This window comes from Pedobacter zeae, from assembly GCF_014196715.1.
GTDB classification, from domain to species: Bacteria; Bacteroidota; Bacteroidia; order Sphingobacteriales; family Sphingobacteriaceae; genus Pedobacter; species Pedobacter zeae.
In genome coordinates this window covers 1,092,183-1,111,698 of record NZ_JACIEF010000003.1, presented here as the reverse complement: position 1 = coordinate 1,111,698, position 19,516 = coordinate 1,092,183, and the positions used below count along the sequence as shown (strand labels likewise).

Below are 19,516 nucleotides of genomic sequence, written 5' to 3'. Positions count from 1 at the left end.
AAATTACAGCGATGTTAACCATAGCAGATCAAACCTTTAGTTCCCGCCTCTTTACCGGAACCGGAAAATTCAGTTCGGCCAAAGAGATGGAAAGCGCCTTAATTGCTTCGGCATCCGAACTGGTTACGGTAGCCCTTAAACGTGTAGATTTAAAAGATAAGGATGACGATATTCTTCGCCACCTTCACTATCCGCACATTAATTTATTACCCAATACTTCAGGCGTACGCAATGCAAAGGAAGCCATTTTTGCCGCCCAACTGGCTCGCGAAGCCTTAGAAACCAACTGGATCAAGCTGGAAATCCACCCAGACCCAAAATACCTCATGCCCGACCCGATTGAGACCTTAAAAGCGACCGAAGAATTGGTTAAACTCGGTTTTGTCGTATTACCTTATATCCATGCCGACCCGGTTTTATGTAAACGTTTGGAAGAGGTGGGCACGGCGGCAGTAATGCCCCTTGGCTCCCCGATTGGCAGTAATAAGGGATTAAAAACGATCGATTTTTTAGAGATTATCATTAGCCAGAGCAGGGTACCGGTAATTGTAGATGCAGGTATTGGTGCGCCATCTGATGCTGCAAAAGCCATGGAAATTGGAGCTGATGCCGTTTTGGTGAACACAGCCATTGCCATAGCAAAAGATCCTACCAATATGGCTGCTGCCTTTAAACTAGCCGTTGAAGCCGGCAGGATGGCTTTCGAAGCTAAATTAGGCACACCACAACATTATGCTGCAGCAAGCAGCCCACTAACCGCATTTTTAGATGAAGAGTTTTAACGAGGTATTCGAAACCTACAATTGGGACGATACCCAAGCCAGTATTTACGATAAAACGGCTGCCGATGTAGAACGGGCTTTAAGCAGCACACAACGGGATCTGGAGGATTTTAAAGCACTTATTTCGCCTGCTGCATTGCCATATCTCGAAGAGATGGCGCAGATCAGTCAGCGTTTAACCTTAGACCGCTTTGGTCGGGTAATACAGCTATACATTCCGCTTTACCTCTCCAACGAGTGTAATAACATCTGTACTTATTGTGGCTTCAGTTATGACAATAAGGTAAGGAGGAGAACGCTCAATCCAATGGAAATTATGCAGGAGGTGGCGGTAATTAAAGGCATGGGCTACGACCACGTGCTGCTGGTTACCGGCGAGGCCAACCAAACGGTGCATACCGATTATTTTAAAAAGGTATTGGATCTGATCAGTCCACATTTTGCCCATATTTCAATGGAGGTACAGCCCTTGGATGTGGCCGATTACGAAACCCTGATCCCACATGGTTTAAATACCGTACTGGTTTACCAGGAAACCTATCACCAGGAGGATTACCGGAAACATCATCCTAAAGGTAAGAAATCTAATTTTTTATACCGGCTGGAAACTCCCGACCGTTTGGGGCAGGCCGGTATTCATAAAATGGGCCTTGGCGTACTCATTGGCCTGGAAGACTGGCGCACAGATTCATTTTTTACGGCCCTGCACCTGTCTTATCTCGAAAAACAGTACTGGCAGAGTAAATTCAGCATTTCTTTTCCAAGGCTGCGGCCTTTTAGCGGGGGGTTGGAACCAAAAGTGGCCATGAACGATAAAGAGCTGGTGCAACTGATCTGTGCTTACCGCTTATTTAACAGCGAAGTAGAATTATCTATTTCTACCCGCGAAACGCAAGCATTCAGAAACCAGGTAATTAAATTAGGGGTAACTGCCATTAGCGCCGGCTCTAAAACCAATCCCGGTGGTTATCAAGTGGAACCTCAATCTTTAGAGCAGTTCGAAATATCTGATGAACGTTCTGCGCAGGAAATTGCGGAGATGATCAGAAAACAGGGCTACGAGCCGGTTTGGAAAGATTGGGATATGAGTTTGATCCGTAAATCATGTTAGTAAAAGAAGAACTGAACCGCTATAACAGGCAGATGATTTTGCCTGAATTAGGCTTAAAAGGACAAGAAAAGATAAAAGCAGCCACCGTATTGGTAATTGGCGCCGGCGGTTTGGGCTGTCCGGTATTGCAATACCTGGCCGCAGCCGGTGTTGGCACCATCGGAATTGTAGATGATGATGTGATAGAACTGAGCAACCTGCAGCGGCAGATTTTATATAATCACACCGATATCGGCTTGTCAAAGGCAAAAACTGCCGCAGCAAAACTCAAATTGCTCAATCCACATGTGGCGTTCACGGTATACCACGAACGTTTTAAGGCAGATAATGCGGTGAATATTTGCCAGGATTACGACCTGGTAATCGATTGTTCAGATAATTTTACCACTCGTTACCTGGTTAACGATACCTGTGTAAGTTTGGGTAAAACACTCATTTTTGGCTCTATTTTACAATTTGAAGGTCAGGTTGCGGTATTTAACCATCATGGAGGGTCAAATTACCGGGATCTTTACCCTGCACCACCAACCGAAAACATCAACTGTGTGGAGGGCGGGGTAATAGGCATTTTGCCTGGAATAATCGGTTTGTACATGGCCAATGAAGCCCTGAAACTGATCTGCAATATCGGCGAAAATCTTTCAGGAAAATTAATGACGATTGACGCATTGAACAATACGGTATCTGTATTCAAGATTGCACAAGAAAGGGAAACCTTCATCGCAAAACCTCAAAAGGTAATGCAAACCTCGGAAGAAATCGATAAAAAGACTTTAAATCAATGGCTTTCAGAAGCTCCCGATCAGATTTTTTTAATTGATGTGCGTGAAGAATATGAACACGAAGAAAACCATATCGGAGGGGTGAATATTTCCTTATATGAATTACCATCAGCGCTGAGCAGTATTCCGCCATATAAAAAAGTAGTTTGTTACTGCCAAACCGGGCAACGGAGCAAAATGGCCGTAAAGGTATTGAAAGAAAGTTATGAAGGTGAGGTTTACAGTTTAACAGGAGGCTTATCAGTTCATTATTAATGGCCCGTCTCATAAATTTCAACTTTTCTCACTCTTTTCGAATGTCCTCATCTCAGAGGAAATAAACGTAATACTTAGTGCATCCTAATCAAAATACATTGAAATCTTTTCTCCCTTAGCGCGAAGAGAAAACCATCAGGTATACACGATTGAAGCCTTTAGGAGCAATGTATTTATCGATTCTGTACAGCCTGCTGTTATTAAAAATAAATTACAGAGAGCGCAATAACTGGTAAGCATATTCAGGCTATCGCCCATGAACCAGAGGCTAAATACCTGGGAACGATACCTCAGATCCCCATCTTTCCGGCTCTAATTTAAATCGCCATACGCGCCGTATGATAAGAAAGTCAAATCAGGCTAATTATTAATGTGTGATATATCTCTGATTTGGTCATGAAAACCTATCATTTGGTCGAATATATTCTAGGAAATAAAATCAAAAGTGAATGTTTGTATCATAAACAACAAACAAAAACTATTATGAAACGCAACCTAAACAACACTGAAGAATTAGAACTGAAAAGAGAAATCATCACATGTGAAAATGTTAAATGTGGCATAGCTAACAAAGACAATACTGTTATAGGTGACACGCTAACCATGACCACAACCATGACAGGTTTCGCAATTTAATAACTTAAAAAAATTATCCATTATGAAAAAATATGAATTTAACCCAGAAAGTAATGAAGAAGATTTTCGCCCCTTTATGGATGATGAGTTAGGAATGATCTTGGGTGGCGGGGGCGAAGAACAATTTCTTCACTATTTAAAAGAAGAACACCGTAACCAGTTCGATCAGAACAACGGCAGTTTCCAAAAGTTTAATCACTGACTGCACTGGCCCTGTAGTTAGCATTAATAAACCCAGCATAATACTCACACCGGTTAGAGTAATTAAATGGGAAAACAAGTTAATCAAATCAATTAAATCATTAAAAAATTAAACATCATGAAAAAAGTTAATTTATCAGAAAAAGTACAATTAGACAAAGAAATCATTTCAAAATTGAGCGAAGATCAATTAAAAGAAATTGAAGGTGGAAACGCAGCTGAATTATCATGCTGGTCAGATTCTTGCAAAAATAACACTAAAGCTTCTGTTGAAGAAGAAATAGGTGGCTAAAAAACCTTTAAAGAGTGTGCCGCTTAGACCCGGCGCACTCTTTATTAATCAAAATCAATTCTCACAGTTAATGTTACCCCAATGCTCTGGGGTATTGGCCTAAACGATAAGATTTAAATCATATTGACATGAAAAAGGTAAAGTTATCAAATAAAGCGCAATTAGAAAAACAAATTATCGCAGAACTAACTGAAAATCAATTAAAAGATATTCAGGAAAGGAATGCAACCGGGTTTTCTTTCTGGGCAGATTCCTGTAAAGGCCCCATTAAAGGAGAACTGAACGCTCCCAGCGATTAACTGGCCCTACCTGTCTACTTATAAAACTACCCTATATCATCAGCACTATGAAAAAGAGAAAAAAAACCTACTTCCCGTATCTAACGCTCCTAATCCTTTTTTTATTATCAGGCATTAATTTCGCATATGCCCAGGGAAAAATAAAAGGAAGGGTTATCGACGATCAAAAAAAGGGGATTCCCTATTCTAGTGTTGCATTATGGAATGCCGGGGGGAGCGCACTGGTAAAAGGTGCGATTACCGACCTGGAAGGATTATTTAGTGTTGAAGCAAAGCCTGGCGAATACATGCTTATATTAAATAATATGGGCTTTGTTAAATCGACAAAAAAAATTGTATTGACCGCCGACAAAGATGTAGAGTTGGGCGAAATTACCCTGAACGCTGATGTTCAGAACCTGCAAGAAGTTAAAATTGTAGGCAATAAATCTTTTATACAGCAAAAAACAGATCGGATTATATTAAATGTTGGCGAAAGTGTGCTTGCAGCGGGCAACGATGCCTACAGCATTATCGGCATGGCACCTTCCGTACAGATGAGCAATGGCAATATCACTATGGAAGGAAAATCGAATGTATTGATTATCCTCGATGGAAAAAAAATACCCAATGCAACCTTATCCAATATTTTAAGTTCTATACCTGGCGATCAGATTGATCGTATAGAGCTGATTACGAATCCATCATCAAGATATGACGCAAGCGCCAGTGGTGGAGTCATCGAAATTCACACCAAAAGAAGCAAAAAAATTGGCTGGACAGCCAATACCGGTGGAAACCTGACCCAGGGTTACCGGTTTGGGGGTGGTGCAAACGCCGGCTTAAGAATCGGTGCACCTAAATACGATTTTACTTTGAACGGCAGTTATGGAAAACATGGCCACATCGAAAAAGGATACGATAACAGGATACTGTTTCAGGGCATAAACCGGGTAGGTGATTTTAACCAAACGGTAGATATTTCTGATGGCGCATCCGCCGATGGAAGTATCAATGCCAGTTTAAATTATTATATCAATAAAAAGAGTACCATTGGTGCTGATTATACTTTTGTAAAAGCACACATGTATGGAAAAGGCGATGTAAATGCGCTGATCAACCAACCAGGCAGTTCGAGCAGGGTTAATACTTTCAATGACCTGGATCTTAAAGTAGATTTTTCCAATTACGATGTATTTTACAAACTCGATTTAGACACGATAGGCTCTAACCTGTTGTTTACAGCCAACTATACCAATTACATGAGCAACCAGAACCAACAGTTTAACCAGGATAAATTTAACAACGGGGCTACAAACCCTGAGGTTTCACTGTTCAGGAACAGGGCATCATCTAATTACGATATCTATACCACTTCATTAGATTATACTCAAAATATCAATCCGGCATTTAAACTAGAAGGTGGTTTAAAATATACTTACACCAGCAATAACAGTCATCAAAACCCTGCTAATTTTAGTAATAACCAATGGCAGGAAGCCGGTAGTATTTTTAACAACCTGGGCTACAAGGAACAGATCCCGGCAGCTTACCTTAACCTGAATTACGAAATAGGAAAATTTAACTTTCAGGCGGGTTTAAGGGGCGAATATACCCAGTACAAGGTGGTAATGGGCTTAGATTCTAATTATTTTAACCTGTTTCCGAACATCAGGGCAGATTATAAGGTCACTAAAAATTATACCACATCATTAGCCTATGCCAAAACCATTAACCGCCCCTCATATGACGACCTGATTCCATACGAGCTTTACATTGATAACTATACCCTTACCAGGGGAAATGCGCTGCTCAGGCCAGAGTACCAACATGCTTTTACATGGTCTAACTTATACAAAAAATATAGCCTCCGTTTTGCATATACTCAAACTGAAGAAGCGATTATGAGCACCATTTTATACGATCAGAATTCTTTAAAATTTATAAAAACAAAAGCAAATTTCTTAAAAAACCATTTGGTAAGTGCCAGCTTTGGCTTCCCCATCAAGTTTGCCAGCTGGTGGAATAGCAATAACCGCCTATCAGGCTATTACCAGAATATCCGCTTCCCTGATCCGGTAGCGAATGCCAATATTATGATCAGGGAGAAGTATTATTTTACCATTAGTTCGAACCATACCTTTAAAATTTCGCCTACTGTTTCTGCAGAGCTGTCTGCCGCTTATGAATCGCCGACCATTTCGGGCATTTACGATTACGAAGGCTACTCGAATGTAACAGCCGGGATCAGGAAGAAAATATTTAATAACCAGGGGTTTATCAAGTTTGATGTAAGCGATATTTTTTACAAAAACAATCAGCTCCTGTCTACCAATATTGTTCCTTTAATAACAGAAAGTATACACCGGGTAGATACGCGAAGAGCAAGAATTGCCTTTGGATACAATTTTGGCAAGATTGGTAAAGACAGGCGTGTACAAACAAACAGTAACAGCGATGAGCTGGGAAGGTTAAAATTATAATTATGGAAGCTGTTTCTAAGAACTTGGGAAAAATTAATACACAAATACTATTGCCAGAGATTGTTGACCTGGTAAACAAACATGCGCTCGATGCGCTACCTAATTTTGGCGTGGGGCATGGTAAGGGCGGGGCCGTCCTGTTAAACTGTTTGTATGCCAGTTATACAAAAAATGAAATTTATTATGCCGCTGCCGAACGGTTTTTGGAGGCCGCCTTTGATGACCTTAACCCTTCCAGGTATAAATCTACACTAACCTCAAACTACTACCTAGATATTGCCGAATTTGGCAATCTGCTGATTTATTTAGAAAACGAAGGCCATATAGAAGAAGATTATACCTCATTTAAGCGGCAGATTGATGATTTACTGGCCGGAAGGGTGAAAGAAAATATTGCCGAGCGTAACTTTGGCATGTCTAAAGGTGCCATAGGAATTGGTTTCTACCTCCTTAACAGGTCATCATTATCAATTGTTGCTAAAAAAGCAGTATTGCAGATCCTTCATGCACTTGATGAATTAAAAGAAGGTGATGAGGTTAACGGATATTTCTGGACTACGCATTATTTTAGCGAGCCCAGGGTTTATACAGGTTTGGCGCATGGAAGTGCCATGGTACTCAATTTTTTATCTTCGGCCAGCGAGGCAGGCATTGAACCCGAAAAATGTGCTGAATTAATGCGTTACGGTCTAAAATTTCTGCTCCAAAATCGCATGGACAGCCAGCTATTTACCTCCGTTTTTCCATTGTGGATTAAAGAGCCCGAAAAAATAATTAATCATTGCCTGGTTTATGGCGATATTGGTACGAGCTATGCCATCATCAGGGCAGCCCAAATTTTAAAGGAAGAAGATTACCTGGCAGAAGGTATACAGATTGCGCTCGCAACCATTAAGCGGAAAACAAAAGAAGAAACCTTTTTAAATGATGCCTCTGTTAAGTACGGAGTGTGTTCGCCCTGTTTAATTTACAGCAGGATTTATGAGCTTACCGGAATTGAAGCGTTTAAAAAAGCTTCGGCTTACTGGGAAGCGCAAATTCCCTCGTACGCCACCGGGCGGAATAAATATTTAGGCTTTAAATCCTTTTTCTTTGGCGAGTACGATAATGCGCAGCTCGATTTAAACTTTGGCTTAATCGGCATTGCCTTAACGATTATGCAATCCACTTCAGACCGTTACAAGATTAATCAATTTACCTGGCTCCATTGATCATGAAATTCAACTGCATTATACTAGATGACGAACCGCTTGCCCAGGAGCAGGTAGAAGCATATATTTCGCAATGTGATGAGCTTGTTCTATTGGGAAAAGTAAGTAGCATGCAGGGCTTAGAACGTCTTTTAAACATGCATAAGGCCGATATCTTATTTTTGGACATCAAATTTAGGGGTGGCGATATTAATCAGATTGCGAAACTCAAGATTAAAGACTATATTATAATCGTTATTACGGCGCTCTCTCACAAACATTTAGATGAGTATAATTTAAAGTTTGCCCGGGACATATTGTTTAAACCATTTTCTCTTGAGAGTTTTAAAAATAGCCTTAATAAAGTTATTCCGCTCAAAGCTGTAAAATAAAAAACTCGAACTATGGGAAACAACATCAAGCCTTTTGATTTTTACTTAATGCGCCTTCCTGCCAAAAGCATAAATACGGTTTTAGCCTTAAACAAAATAGAAAACCGCAGTGCTTTTATACAGGAAATATACCATCGGTACCAATCGGGCGAATTACAGGATGCCATTTACCTGGCCAGCCCCGAATTGTATGCAGAAGTAAAAAAATGGCTTGATGGTCCGGCTGATGCTGTAAACGACAAACTACTGGTTACCCTTTACAAATACCTGTTAAGAATGGGTACCAGGGCAACCCCTTATGGATTGTTTTCCGGATATCATACCGGTGAGGTTACGGAAAAGGCCAGTGAACTTAAATTAAAAGAACCCGGAGGCCGTCTAACCCAATATACCCGTTTGGATATGAATTACATTTCTGAACTGGTGAGGTCGCTGCTGAAAAATGACGCTATCAAGGGTAAACTGATCTTTACCGTCAACAACAGCTTGTATAAAATAGGAGGTGTTTACCGATATTTTGAATATAAGTTCATTAATAAAAAACGTCATTACTATGTGGTGGCCATTAAACACTCCAGGTACATTCAGTGTTTAATAGAAAAGGCCAGTGCCGGCGCAAGTTACCAGTTTCTGCTTGATGCGCTGACGCAGTTGAACCTTAATATTGATGAAGCCAAAAACTACCTTGATAGTGTAATAGATGCTCAAATATTGGTATCTGAACTGGAACCAACAGTTACAGGAGATGAGTTTTATAAAAAACTGATCCATATCCTTAAAAGCAATAATCCCGATCATTCCAGCATTCCGGCATTAACTGCCATCGAAAATCACCTGCTTGGACCGAAAGATTTTGTTAAAACCTGTAACGAGGTCCATCACATCATCAAAGAAAATTTTCCCTTATCGCATGCTAAAGACCTGGTTCAGACCGATCTTCACATCGGGATGGATCATAACCACATCAATAGTGGGGTAATGGATATTCTTGCTGCCGAAATGCAATCGCTTTCCGTGTTAAACGAAAACAAAACGCCGGCAAGGATCAAAAATTTTATCAAAAAATTTACGGAGCGGTACGAAGACCAGGAAATTGAACTTTTGGAAGCGCTTGATAACGATGCCGGTGTTGGTTACGATAAAGCCGGAACCGGTAACAATAACCACGCACCGCTAATTGATGATTTAGTGCTCAACAGTACGGCTTCTGTCAAAAACATCAGTTGGACCAGCTACAGGGAACTGGTTTTTAATAAGTTCTTAGAAAGCAGCAAGAACCAGGGAAGCCCGGTGGTGTTAACTGATAACGATTTAAACGGGATCAGGAAAAAAGAACAGCAGCAGATTCCTTCAACTTTTTATGCTATCGGTAATTTCGTGAGCAGGAGTACGGAAAGCCTGGATAATGGCGATTTTAAATTTAACCTCAGCGCTTGCTGCGGCCCTTCTGCACTACCACTATTGGCCCGCTTTGCACAAAACGATACTTTTTTAACCCAAAAATTAAAAGAATGTGCACTGTTCGAAGAAAAATACCTGGACGGGGCAGTCATTGCAGAAATTGTACACCTGCCCGATTCGCGAGTGGGCAATATTTTACAGCGCCCGCAGTTAAGGGAGTACGAAATCCCTTTTTTGGGTACTTCTTCCCTGCCAAATGATCAGCAGATGCCGGTTTCAGACCTGATGATTTCGGTAAGCAACAACGAAATTAAACTCCGCTCGAAACGCCTCAACAAAATGGTAATCCCGAGGCTTTCTTCGGCGCATAATTATAACAATGGAATTGCTGTATATAAATTTTTATGCGACCTGCAGCACCAGCACGGCGCTTACAACATTAATTGGGACTGGGGGATTTTAAACGATCAGCCTTATTTGCCCAGGGTAGAATATAAACATTTTATTCTGAGCCGTGCCAGATGGAAAATAACACCGGATGTGTATGCAGAAGTTAAAGCCATTGATACCGCCCAGCAGCTTAATCTTTTCCTCGCCAAATATAAACTGCCAACTAAAGTAGTTTCAATAGAGGGCGACCGCGAACTATTAATTGACTTTACAAGTGTTTTGGGCCTTGAGCTGCTTACACAAAATCTTAAGAAGAATACCGTAATATTATACGAGTTCCTGCACGAAGATGACCATGCTTTAATGCTCGATAATGCTGGCGAAGCTTTTATTAACGAGGTGATCATTCCTTTCCGTAAAGCAGAACCTGCAGAAAAACAGGTAAACCATATGGCGGTTAATACACATCACCTGCCCCGCAAGTTTAACCTGGGTTCGGAATGGACCTATGTTAAAATATACTGCGGCTCTAAATGGGCAGAGAAAATTTTAACAGATTATATGCTGCCCTTGGTCAATACCCTAACCCAGGAAGGCAGGATAGAAAAATGGTTTTTCTTAAGGTACCACGACCCCGAAGGCCATTTAAGGATCCGTTTTTTACACCCAGATCAGCCCGAAACAATGGCCAATATTGTTAGCCGGATCAATGATGGCCTGAAACAATTGGCAGAAGAGCGGATTGTACATAAAATCCAGTACGATACCTATAAACAGGAAGTGGAACGTTACGGAACAAACACGATGACCTTTAGCGAATCGGTATTTTATCACGACAGCAAAGCCATCATCAATTTTCTGAATATGATCGAAGGTGATGAAGGCGAATATTACCGTTGGTTGTTTGCGGCCCGCAGCATTGATCTTTTAATGGGTGATTTCGGTTTGGGTAATGAGCAAAAACTCAAACTCGCCAGCAGGATGCAACAGGCTTTCTTCAGTGAGTTTGGCGGAAACGCAGGCCTTACTTTGCAACTTAATAATAAATACAGGACCATTAGCAAAGCACTTAACGGCTTTTTAAACGGAGATGATGACACTGAAGAAGTTGCTGATGCGGTTAATCTTTTCAAAATCCGATCGGCAGAGAATATAAAGGATTATGATGCCATCAGAACAGAATATGCCCTGCTACACCCTGATCTTGATCTTGATGCTGAACTGGCTGAAATTCTTCCAAGTTACATTCATATGTCGCTCAACAGGATTTTTGTAACCAAACAGCGCATGCACGAACTTGTTATTTATCACTATTTGACTAAATATTACCAGGGCATACTCGCACGGAACAAACAAAAAACATTAACCCCTAACCTGTATTGATATGGATAAGACAGAACACATTTATAGTGCAGAAATTAAAGAAATTGTGGGCGAACCCCCAAAATGGCTGCTTAAATCGGGTGGCGGAAGCCTGCTTTTACTTTTGCTACTGTTACTTGCATTATCAGCATTTACCCATTATCCAGATAAAAAGGCTATCGCAATTAACATTTACCGTGAACAAAATCCCCTTATCCTTTCAAAAAGTTTAAATGTTTGCCGGTTTTTAAAAACATCCGGAGCCCAGGCAAAAAAAGGTGAAGCCATTGCACTCGCTGATCGCGATGGCATAAAGCAAATCATCACCGCCCCTTTTACTGGTAAACTGTTTTATGCTGATGGTGCTTTAACCGAAACCCATAAAAAAGATACATTGGCTATGCTTGTGCCATCCAAAGGAGGGTTTAAGTTTAAAGGACAAATCAGTTCTGAATATGCCCGCTTACTAAATGACTCAAAAAACACAGCCTTTAAAATAACACCCAATAATCTGCTGGGCGATGACCTTGAATTATATGGTAAACTCACCACCCTTGGCCCTTTAAAAACCAATAATATGTTTGATTTTACCGGAACAATAGAGCCGGCATCGGGAAACATACTTGATCAGAAATATGTAGCCGTTTTAAATTTAGATGCACGGCTTACGCTCGTTCTTGAAAATAAGACCATTCTTTCCCGTATATTAAATTAACATGAGTTTTGAGTCTTAATTTCGTCATTGCGAACTGAAGAAGCAGTTTTGCGCGGGGGTGAAGCACCCGCGAAGTGAGCTTGAATGCCATTAAAGCAATAAGCTACAAATGAAAAATCTTTGTGATGATAAATTACATGATAGATGGCTTCGGCTCGCTCGTATCCAGCCCCGCAATGACGGAATAAAACATAACAAACTAATAATCAAACACTAACACCCATAACCCTGGTTAAATTAATCGTTCTTTAAGCCAAAACGTTCAAAGATCAGGTCTTTATATTGTTTACCAATTGGCAGTTTATCGCTTACATCATGCAGTTCAGCCATGTTACCGCTAATAAATTTTAAGCTGTTGATGTTGATGATATACGACTTTTGTATGCGGATAAACTGGCTTTCGGGAAGCTGGTCTTCTACCCGTTTCATCGTCAGGTGTGTAATAATGCTGCGGTCTTTCAGCACCACTTTAATATAATCTTTCATCGCCTCGATGTAGCAGATTTCATCAAAAAGTACACGGTGCAACTTATGACCATCTTTTACAAAAAGGTATTTAGACTGATCAGTGCTGGGTTTATTGTTTTTCTGCTGGCTCATGGTTAAACACTTGTTTACCGCCTTAAAAAAACGTTCAAAAGAGAAAGGTTTAACAATATAGTCAACTGCATCAAGCTCAAAACCTTCTACCGCATAATTGGCATAAGCTGTAATAAAGATTACATATGGGCGGTACTGCAGCATTTTAATCAGCTCAATGCCATTTACTTCGGGCATGTGGATATCAGAGAAAAGAACATCTATCTGCTCTCTTTGCAGTATTTCTATCGCTTCGAAAACATGTTTGCAACTGCCTGCAAGCTCCAGAAACGGAACTTTTGAGATGTACTCTTCCAGCGTTTCGCGGGCCAGGGGCTCGTCATCAATAATTAAGCATTTAAGCGTCATAGAATAGTTTTATAAGGATGATGAAGGTTATTTAAGATTTAATTTTAACGTCACGATGTATTCGTTCGATTCGTTTTTAATAATCAGTTCGTGCCGGTTTGGATAATGGATCAAAAGCCTTTTTTTTATGTTGGCAATACCCAGCCCTCCAAACTTTGTTTTTGCGAGCCTGTGGGTACAGCTGTTGGCCACTTCAAAGTGAAGCTGCTCTCCAAAAACCTTGATCCTGATGCGGATCCAGGCCGATTCTATACTGGCATCAGGCCCGTGTTTAAAAGCATTTTCTATAAAGGGAAATATAATCAGCGGTACAATGCGCAAAGGTTTTTCAGGTTTATCGATATCCAGGTCGATCTTTACTTCATCGCCATACCTGATGCTTTCCAGCTCGAGGTAATCCCTGATAAATTCAATTTCGCGCGATAACAACACCTCCGGATCGTTCGATTCGTAAAGGGTGTAACGCATTAAACCTGCCAAATGAAGAACCATCGGCCCTGTTTGCTCATCTTTCTTATTTACCATGCGGTAAATATTATTTAAAGTATTGAACAGAAAATGGGGATTGATCTGTGCCTTTAAAAAATTGATCTCCAGGTTCAGGTTGTCGCGCTCCAGTGCAATACGTTTATTGCTCTGCGCTACAATTGATTTCATCAGTTTAATACTAAGCGGCGGGAACAGGAGGTACAAAAAATCCAGAAAATAAAAAAGGAACATTTTAACCGAGAAGACCCCCACAAAGCCACTTTTGACTACAAAATCGGCATACAGCATCAATTTCGAATCGGGCGAAAGGTTTGCTTTTAAATACAAACACACCAAATAGGTCAATGTTGCCCACCATAAATAACTTAATACTACAAATAAAACGGTAGCCAAAAACTTCCCTTTAAACAAATACCTGTCGAGTATAAAATACGAGCCTATATAAAAAATACTGATTACCGCAACAAGGTCTTTGCCCACCAAAAACCAGCCCATGGTTTTATCGAATTTACTATAGCCCCGGTAATACATATAACCGAGCAAAATCCATAAGAGCAGGTGTAAAGCAATCCTGATTGGGGTTGTATATTTAATATCCCACTCCAGCTCTTGCACCCGCTTAAAATTCCCTTTGGCAGAATGTATAATATTCAATTTTGTAGCATTTAAAAGTGATTTCGTCGAAAAAAACTTGAGAGATAAATATATATTTTTTCTTTTGATAAATAAGAAGGTTTTAGACTTTCCTATAATTAAATATTTACAAGAATGAAGATACAGCTCGCAAATTTTCCGCATTATAAACAACACGATGTGATGGACTGTGGCCCAACCTGTTTACAGATCATTACCAAGTTTTACGGCAAGTTTTTCTCCATCCAAAAAATCCGCACACTGAGCCAGATCGGTAAAACGGGGGTATCGCTTTTAGGGATCAGCAAAGCGGCCGAGAAAATAGGCATCCAATCTGTGGGCGGCAACATCACTTTCGAGAAGCTCGAAAAACGCGGACAGCTCCCTTGTATTATCCACTGGCGTAAAAACCATTTTGTAGTGGTATATAAAATCACCAAAAAGAAAGTATACATTTCCGATCCTGCCAGTGGCCTGCATGCCTACACACATGATGAATTTCTTAATAACTGGGCGTACACCTCTATTAACCAAAAAGCTGCGGGTATAGCCTTATTATTAAGCCCTACGCCCGATTTTTACCTTACCGAAGAAGATATTACCGAAAAGCGCGGTAGTATGAGCGTATTGCTTAAACATGTTTTTCATTACAAAAAACTTCTGAAACAACTGGCTGCAGGTTTGCTGGCCGGAGCCGTAATACAGTTGATATTCCCTTTTTTTACCAAAGCGCTGGTAGATGTTGGGGTAAAAGGAGCGGATGTGCAGTTTATCTATATTCTTCTTTTTGGTCAGTTGTTGATGACGCTTGGGCAAACCTCGGTAGAGCTGTTGCGTGGCTGGATACTGCTCCACATTACCGCAAGGGTTAACCTCTCTATTTTATCCAACTTTTTAAATAAACTGTTAAACCTTCCCCTGTCTTTTTTCGATACCAAGTTAAACAGCGATATCTTACAACGCATCGAGGATCATAAAAGGATTGAAGCCCTGCTAACCGGCAGTACGCTCAATACCTTGTTTATGATGATTGCTTTCCTGGTTTTCAGTGTGCTGCTGTTTATTTACAGCCCTACAATATGCATGGTATTTATAATTGGCAGCGCCATTTATTTCGCCTGGATCTACATTTTTATGGAGAAAAGGAAAAAACTCGATTTTAAGCGTTTCGAGCTGATGGCCCAAAACCGGGCAAAGACCCTGCAGGTCGTAAATGGTATTCACGAAATTAAAATTAACGATTGCGGTACCAAAAAAATATGGGAATGGGAGGGTATACAGGCCAAGCTTTTCCGTTTAAATGTGAGTACACTTTCATTAAGTCAGTACCAACAGGTAGGCGCAACTTTTATCAACCAGGCTAAAAACATCCTGATTCTCTTTTTGGCCACCCGCCTGGTAATCGATAAACAGGTAAGCCTGGGCGATATGATGGCCATCCAGTTCATTATCGGGCAGATGAATGCGCCGATTGTACAGCTGGCATCTTTCTTACAGTCTTACCAGGATGCGCAGATCAGTATGGACCGTTTGGAACAGATACAGCATTTGGAAGATGAAGAATCGCCGGCTAAAAATTATACCTACAAGATGCCGCCCGGAAGGAGCATACAAATTAAAAACATGAGTTTCATTTATCCGGGAGCAGGTAATAAACCCGTTTTAAATAACCTTGATTTTACCATCCCGGGAGGTAAAACCACCGCCATAGTAGGGAGTAGCGGAAGCGGGAAAACCACCATTTTAAAGCTGCTGCAAAGAATATCAGAACCCACATCGGGCGAAATTTATGTAGATAACCTGCCCTTTAGTATGATCAGTCCGAAGTTTTGGCGCCAGCATTGTGGCGTAGTGATGCAGGATGGTTTTATCTTTTCTGATACCATTGCCAATAACATTGCCCTCAATGAAGAATTTACCGATCCGGCAGAAATGGACCGTGCCATCCACATTGCCAATATAGAGCAGTATATAAAAAGTCAGCCCTTGGGTATCTATACCAAAATCGGGGAGGATGGTAAAGGTTTAAGCGGCGGACAACGGCAGCGGGTACTGATTGCCCGCATGGTCTACAGAAATCCTGAATATATTTTTCTGGATGAGGCCACAAGCTCACTGGATTCATCAAACGAAAAAGTAATTATGGAACGTCTTTATAACTTTTTCGAAGGGAAAACCGTGCTCATTGTAGCACACCGCTTAAGTACCGTTAAAAATGCTGATAACATTTTAGTGCTCGATAACGGTAATGTAGTAGAACAGGGCGATCATAATGCCCTGGTAGCCAAGCGCGGTTACTATTACGAATTGATCAAAAATCAGCTTGAATTAGGAAATTAATCAATAAGCCATGAAAACAGCAATAACTTCATTTATCGAAACTTTAAGGCTAAACGACCATTACAAAACTGCAGATAAGTTTGCCAAGCCACAGCGGGGCGTATTCAGTATCCTGTTAAATGCAGAAGCAGCAAAAAAAATGGGCGACGAAATGAATGACCGCATTTCGGAGGTAACAGATACCTATTTTAATGCCGTGGTACTGTGCAGAAAAAATAAACTTACCGAAGCACATGCCGTGCTGCTTTCGGGCGATACCGCTTTCGAAGATTTTGAAGAAGCGCCTCAACGCTTAATCAGGCTTTTTAAACTATCGGCATGGGCCAACTACCATTATAAGGCCGGACAGTTTAACCAGGGGATTGATTTACTGGTTTCCGGTTTATCTTTAAGTGCCGGGCTGGAGGCCGAAGGTTATGAGGTATTGCAGTTTAGGCGTATAGAACAATTACAAAATATTTCGCGCATTTTGTTCAGCAGTAAAAAATACCTCGAGGGTTTTACGCTATTGCGCTCGATACTCCGCTTTATTATGAGTGGTAATACTGATGGATTATACATCAATGACTGGAACCATCAAAAATTTATGCAGATCAGGCAAATGACGGAGAATACCCTCGATTCGGTATTTATACAACTGGCAATTTTAAACAGTTCGGCCCATGAAACGCCATTTGGCGATCTATTTTATTACGATTTCTTTTTTAAGGAGTTATTGGAAACCATGGAAACCGACACCTATAACCGCAGCATTTTATACAACTGGATGTACATCAAAGCTTCTTATTTTAAAGAAGGACCGGAATCTTTTTTAAACAACATCAGCATCTTTTTAAAAGACGAAGAAATTTCGCCTGATTATAATAAATTGAAAGAAAACCTATTATTGCAAAGCATCCGCGTATTAGAAAAACACGAATGTAAAGATTTAAAAAAGGTACAGGAAGGTGTTTCTTTATACCTTAATAACTTGCAGCTTGTGACGCTATAAAGTTCAATGTCTCTCCTTCTTCAGCCTTTGGTTCTTCCACTGGCTGTTTTACTTCTTTCTTTAATCTACTTGCCCAAATACCGAAAATGCCTACAAAAAATGCAGCACATAAAAACCACACTAACCGTGTAAGCAAATACCTATAATTAGAAGTATACTTGGTTAAGATTATATTTGAAAGTGGTTTTAATACTCTTTGTGTATCTAAAGGATACGCGCCACTATCAGTAAAAAATTCATGGTCCTTGCCATGACCTTTATACCACACTTTACCAATCGAATAACTGGTTAGCGTATCTGGTAAATTAATTTTTCTTTGCTGCTCTAACTTTTTAAGGTTTAATGGAATGATGGCAATCCCAGGCTCCTGTTGCCCAGCTTTAACAGGTTCATAGTGATCACCATCCCAATACATAGAATTCTCGCCTGCATTGGGCGTTCTAACGCTTGCGGCAATACGCTCCCAGGCAAAAAAAGAAGTGCTGCCAATAAAGAGTAAAAGGATACAGGAAAGGATGATGTAACGCGGTGAGAAGCGCGGGATGTAAACGGGATCTTCAGTAGGTGGCTTTTGGGGGCCGGGTGGATTTGGTGGCACTGGAGGGAGAAAAAGCTCATTTATAGGTATCCCACCTATTTTAATTGTTTTATCAGCACTCAAATAATAAGAACTACTCGGTCTGGGTTCCAAATCTATTAACCAGGCTAAAAGATCACTATTTTTCTCGTCGGTTGTGATTGTTTTACCTCTAATATGTTTCCAAAGAGCTTTGTAATCATCAGGTTCAGACTTGTTTAAAATGTTCTCAAAATCGCAATCCATTCTATCTACATCAAAGAACACTGCAAGTATATCTAGGTCCTTTGGATCGTGCCTACTTTCGTAAACCTTCAAATAAGCGCTTCTTAATTTAGTAGTTGTTTCTCTAGGCAAAATTGCACGCAGCTTCCCATTATCCCTCATCTTTTTATAGGCAGCCAATACTATGTCTTGATAATCTTCAGGCATTTTTCAAAAAATTTAATGTAAAAGTAAAAATGGAATTTTTGGAATCCTTACGGGTTTCCGGAATTCTTTGGAATTTAAAAAGAATTCTTTAGAATCTTTGGAATTATCTGAAAACTAGCGATTTGAAGCTTGGATATTTGTCTCAACAATTAATTCAAGCGACGATTCAAACGATAATCCAAGCAAAGAACTAAATGTTAAAACGAGTAGAAATCGCGGTAGTGAATAGCCGGTTTGGGAAGCAGTTATTAGCTCCCGCGACAGACACTCAAACACTTCCCAAAAATTCAGAAGGCCTTCTGATACAACCGTAGCAACCCCCGCGATAGGATTCGCGGGGACCTACAGATTTTATCACCCTTTAATTTTTGACAAGATGTTTTTACCTCTTTTTATTGCCATATTACTTGGCCTGGCAACGCCTACAAATACAAATAACAATTGCAACCATAACGGTGGTACAGTAGTAAGCACCAATGATACGGATCCTGGTGATCCGGGAGATCCACCACCGACAGATCCAGGTGATGATGGCACCGGTGGCGACACTGGAAATAATCCTCCTAGATAATGGATTTAAAAAGCGGGCAATTTTTGCTCGCTTTTTTTTAAATTAGGGGATTAAATAATAAAAGTATTGAAAAAACTGATAACGCCTCTTCTCTTGCTATTGCTCTTATCCTGCAATAAAAAAAAATCTGAAAAAAAAGCCAATAGCACCAATCCAAACTACGAAAGAGCTTGGTATTTCTCTGATCATAATTTACCTGACAGCAGTTTCATCTATTTTAATAAAGCTAGGGAAGATTTTTCGAACACAAAGGATAGTGTAGGAA

The 19,516-nt window shown here is 40.4% G+C and carries 17 protein-coding genes; 14 read left to right on the top strand and 3 right to left on the bottom strand.

Annotation, left to right across the window (positions count from 1 at the left end; all coding sequences use genetic code 11):
* The first annotated feature begins 11 nt into the window (after positions 1–11).
* The 12 genes from GGQ60_RS17795 to GGQ60_RS17740 all read left to right on the top strand — a co-directional run bounded on the left by GGQ60_RS17795 (position 12) and on the right by GGQ60_RS17740 (position 12,270).
* Positions 12–782 (top strand): thiazole synthase, encoded by a 771-nt coding sequence (locus GGQ60_RS17795; RefSeq protein WP_183766862.1) that lies wholly within the window; start codon positions 12–14, stop codon positions 780–782.
* Positions 769–1,893: a 2-iminoacetate synthase ThiH gene (gene thiH / locus GGQ60_RS17790; RefSeq protein WP_183766860.1), complete on the top strand. Its 1,125-nt coding sequence runs from the start codon at positions 769–771 to the stop codon at positions 1,891–1,893. The genes GGQ60_RS17795 and thiH overlap by 14 nt, the downstream gene beginning before the upstream one ends.
* Positions 1,887–2,930 carry a HesA/MoeB/ThiF family protein gene (gene moeB, locus GGQ60_RS17785; protein ID WP_183766858.1) on the top strand — a complete coding sequence of 348 codons (1,044 nt, stop codon included), beginning with the start codon at positions 1,887–1,889 and terminating at the stop codon, positions 2,928–2,930. Before thiH ends, moeB begins: the two co-directional genes overlap by 7 nt.
* A gap of 483 nt (positions 2,931–3,413) precedes the next feature.
* The gene (locus GGQ60_RS17780; RefSeq protein WP_183766856.1) at positions 3,414–3,566 is read left to right on the top strand and encodes a hypothetical protein; all 153 of its coding nucleotides are present in this window, start codon (positions 3,414–3,416) and stop codon (positions 3,564–3,566) included.
* A 22-nt stretch (positions 3,567–3,588) separates the two neighbouring features.
* Entirely contained in the window at positions 3,589–3,768 is a 180-nt protein-coding gene (locus GGQ60_RS17775; protein ID WP_183766854.1) for a hypothetical protein, read from the top strand.
* Between the two features lie 117 nt (positions 3,769–3,885).
* A complete protein-coding gene (locus tag GGQ60_RS17770; RefSeq protein ID WP_183766852.1) occupies positions 3,886–4,059 on the top strand; it encodes a class I lanthipeptide in 174 nt (57 codons plus the stop codon).
* A 128-nt stretch (positions 4,060–4,187) separates the two neighbouring features.
* Positions 4,188–4,358 carry a class I lanthipeptide gene (locus GGQ60_RS17765; protein ID WP_183766850.1) on the top strand — a complete coding sequence of 57 codons (171 nt, stop codon included), beginning with the start codon at positions 4,188–4,190 and terminating at the stop codon, positions 4,356–4,358.
* Positions 4,359–4,405: 47 nt separating this feature from the next.
* Positions 4,406–6,820 (top strand): TonB-dependent receptor domain-containing protein, encoded by a 2,415-nt coding sequence (locus GGQ60_RS17760; RefSeq protein ID WP_183766848.1) that lies wholly within the window; start codon positions 4,406–4,408, stop codon positions 6,818–6,820.
* Between the two features lie 2 nt (positions 6,821–6,822).
* Positions 6,823–8,031, top strand: coding sequence for a lanthionine synthetase LanC family protein (locus tag GGQ60_RS17755; RefSeq protein ID WP_183766846.1), 1,209 nt, complete (start codon positions 6,823–6,825; stop codon positions 8,029–8,031).
* Between the two features lie 2 nt (positions 8,032–8,033).
* Positions 8,034–8,402, top strand: a complete 369-nt coding sequence (locus tag GGQ60_RS17750) for a LytR/AlgR family response regulator transcription factor (RefSeq protein WP_183766844.1) — start codon at positions 8,034–8,036, stop codon at positions 8,400–8,402.
* A 12-nt stretch (positions 8,403–8,414) separates the two neighbouring features.
* A complete protein-coding gene (locus GGQ60_RS17745) occupies positions 8,415–11,576 on the top strand; it encodes a lantibiotic dehydratase (RefSeq protein WP_183766842.1) in 3,162 nt (1,053 codons plus the stop codon).
* 1 nt (position 11,577) lies between these two features.
* Positions 11,578–12,270: a hypothetical protein gene (locus GGQ60_RS17740; RefSeq protein WP_183766840.1), complete on the top strand. Its 693-nt coding sequence runs from the start codon at positions 11,578–11,580 to the stop codon at positions 12,268–12,270.
* 237 nt (positions 12,271–12,507) lie between these two features.
* On the opposite strand, the gene GGQ60_RS17735 is transcribed toward GGQ60_RS17740, so the two are convergent.
* On the bottom strand, positions 12,508–13,218 hold the full coding sequence (locus GGQ60_RS17735; protein ID WP_183766838.1) for a LytR/AlgR family response regulator transcription factor: 711 nt from the start codon (positions 13,216–13,218) through the stop codon (positions 12,508–12,510).
* Positions 13,219–13,245: 27 nt separating this feature from the next.
* Positions 13,246–14,361: a sensor histidine kinase gene (locus tag GGQ60_RS17730; RefSeq protein WP_183766836.1), complete on the bottom strand. Its 1,116-nt coding sequence runs from the start codon at positions 14,359–14,361 to the stop codon at positions 13,246–13,248.
* 114 nt (positions 14,362–14,475) lie between these two features.
* Here GGQ60_RS17730 and GGQ60_RS17725 point away from each other — a divergent pair, with 114 nt between their 5' ends.
* Positions 14,476–16,680, top strand: a complete 2,205-nt coding sequence (locus GGQ60_RS17725) for a peptidase domain-containing ABC transporter (protein ID WP_183766834.1) — start codon at positions 14,476–14,478, stop codon at positions 16,678–16,680.
* 10 nt (positions 16,681–16,690) lie between these two features.
* Positions 16,691–17,671, top strand: coding sequence for a hypothetical protein (locus tag GGQ60_RS17720; protein ID WP_183766832.1), 981 nt, complete (start codon positions 16,691–16,693; stop codon positions 17,669–17,671).
* Here GGQ60_RS17720 and GGQ60_RS17715 read toward each other — a convergent pair.
* Positions 17,643–18,680 (bottom strand): hypothetical protein, encoded by a 1,038-nt coding sequence (locus GGQ60_RS17715; RefSeq protein ID WP_183766830.1) that lies wholly within the window; start codon positions 18,678–18,680, stop codon positions 17,643–17,645. The two genes, GGQ60_RS17720 and GGQ60_RS17715, sit on opposite strands and share 29 nt — an antisense overlap.
* Positions 18,681–19,516 lie beyond the last annotated feature (836 nt).

Bases quoted from the DNA above. Each gene is read 5' to 3' on its own strand.
- GGQ60_RS17775 (WP_183766854.1), top strand. From the start codon at position 3,589: ATGAAAAAATATGAATTTAACCCAGAAAGTAATGAAGAAGATTTTCGC.
- GGQ60_RS17740 (WP_183766840.1), top strand. From the start codon at position 11,578: ATGGATAAGACAGAACACATTTATAGTGCAGAAATTAAAGAAATTGTG.
- GGQ60_RS17755 (WP_183766846.1), top strand. From the start codon at position 6,823: ATGGAAGCTGTTTCTAAGAACTTGGGAAAAATTAATACACAAATACTA.
- moeB (WP_183766858.1), top strand. From the start codon at position 1,887: ATGTTAGTAAAAGAAGAACTGAACCGCTATAACAGGCAGATGATTTTG.
- thiH (WP_183766860.1), top strand. From the start codon at position 769: ATGAAGAGTTTTAACGAGGTATTCGAAACCTACAATTGGGACGATACC.
- GGQ60_RS17795 (WP_183766862.1), top strand. From the start codon at position 12: ATGTTAACCATAGCAGATCAAACCTTTAGTTCCCGCCTCTTTACCGGA.
- GGQ60_RS17780 (WP_183766856.1), top strand. From the start codon at position 3,414: ATGAAACGCAACCTAAACAACACTGAAGAATTAGAACTGAAAAGAGAA.
- GGQ60_RS17720 (WP_183766832.1), top strand. From the start codon at position 16,691: ATGAAAACAGCAATAACTTCATTTATCGAAACTTTAAGGCTAAACGAC.
- GGQ60_RS17735 (WP_183766838.1), bottom strand. From the start codon at position 13,218: ATGACGCTTAAATGCTTAATTATTGATGACGAGCCCCTGGCCCGCGAA.
- GGQ60_RS17765 (WP_183766850.1), top strand. From the start codon at position 4,188: ATGAAAAAGGTAAAGTTATCAAATAAAGCGCAATTAGAAAAACAAATT.
- GGQ60_RS17725 (WP_183766834.1), top strand. From the start codon at position 14,476: ATGAAGATACAGCTCGCAAATTTTCCGCATTATAAACAACACGATGTG.
- GGQ60_RS17745 (WP_183766842.1), top strand. From the start codon at position 8,415: ATGGGAAACAACATCAAGCCTTTTGATTTTTACTTAATGCGCCTTCCT.
- GGQ60_RS17715 (WP_183766830.1), bottom strand. From the start codon at position 18,680: ATGCCTGAAGATTATCAAGACATAGTATTGGCTGCCTATAAAAAGATG.
- GGQ60_RS17750 (WP_183766844.1), top strand. From the start codon at position 8,034: ATGAAATTCAACTGCATTATACTAGATGACGAACCGCTTGCCCAGGAG.
- GGQ60_RS17760 (WP_183766848.1), top strand. From the start codon at position 4,406: ATGAAAAAGAGAAAAAAAACCTACTTCCCGTATCTAACGCTCCTAATC.
- GGQ60_RS17770 (WP_183766852.1), top strand. From the start codon at position 3,886: ATGAAAAAAGTTAATTTATCAGAAAAAGTACAATTAGACAAAGAAATC.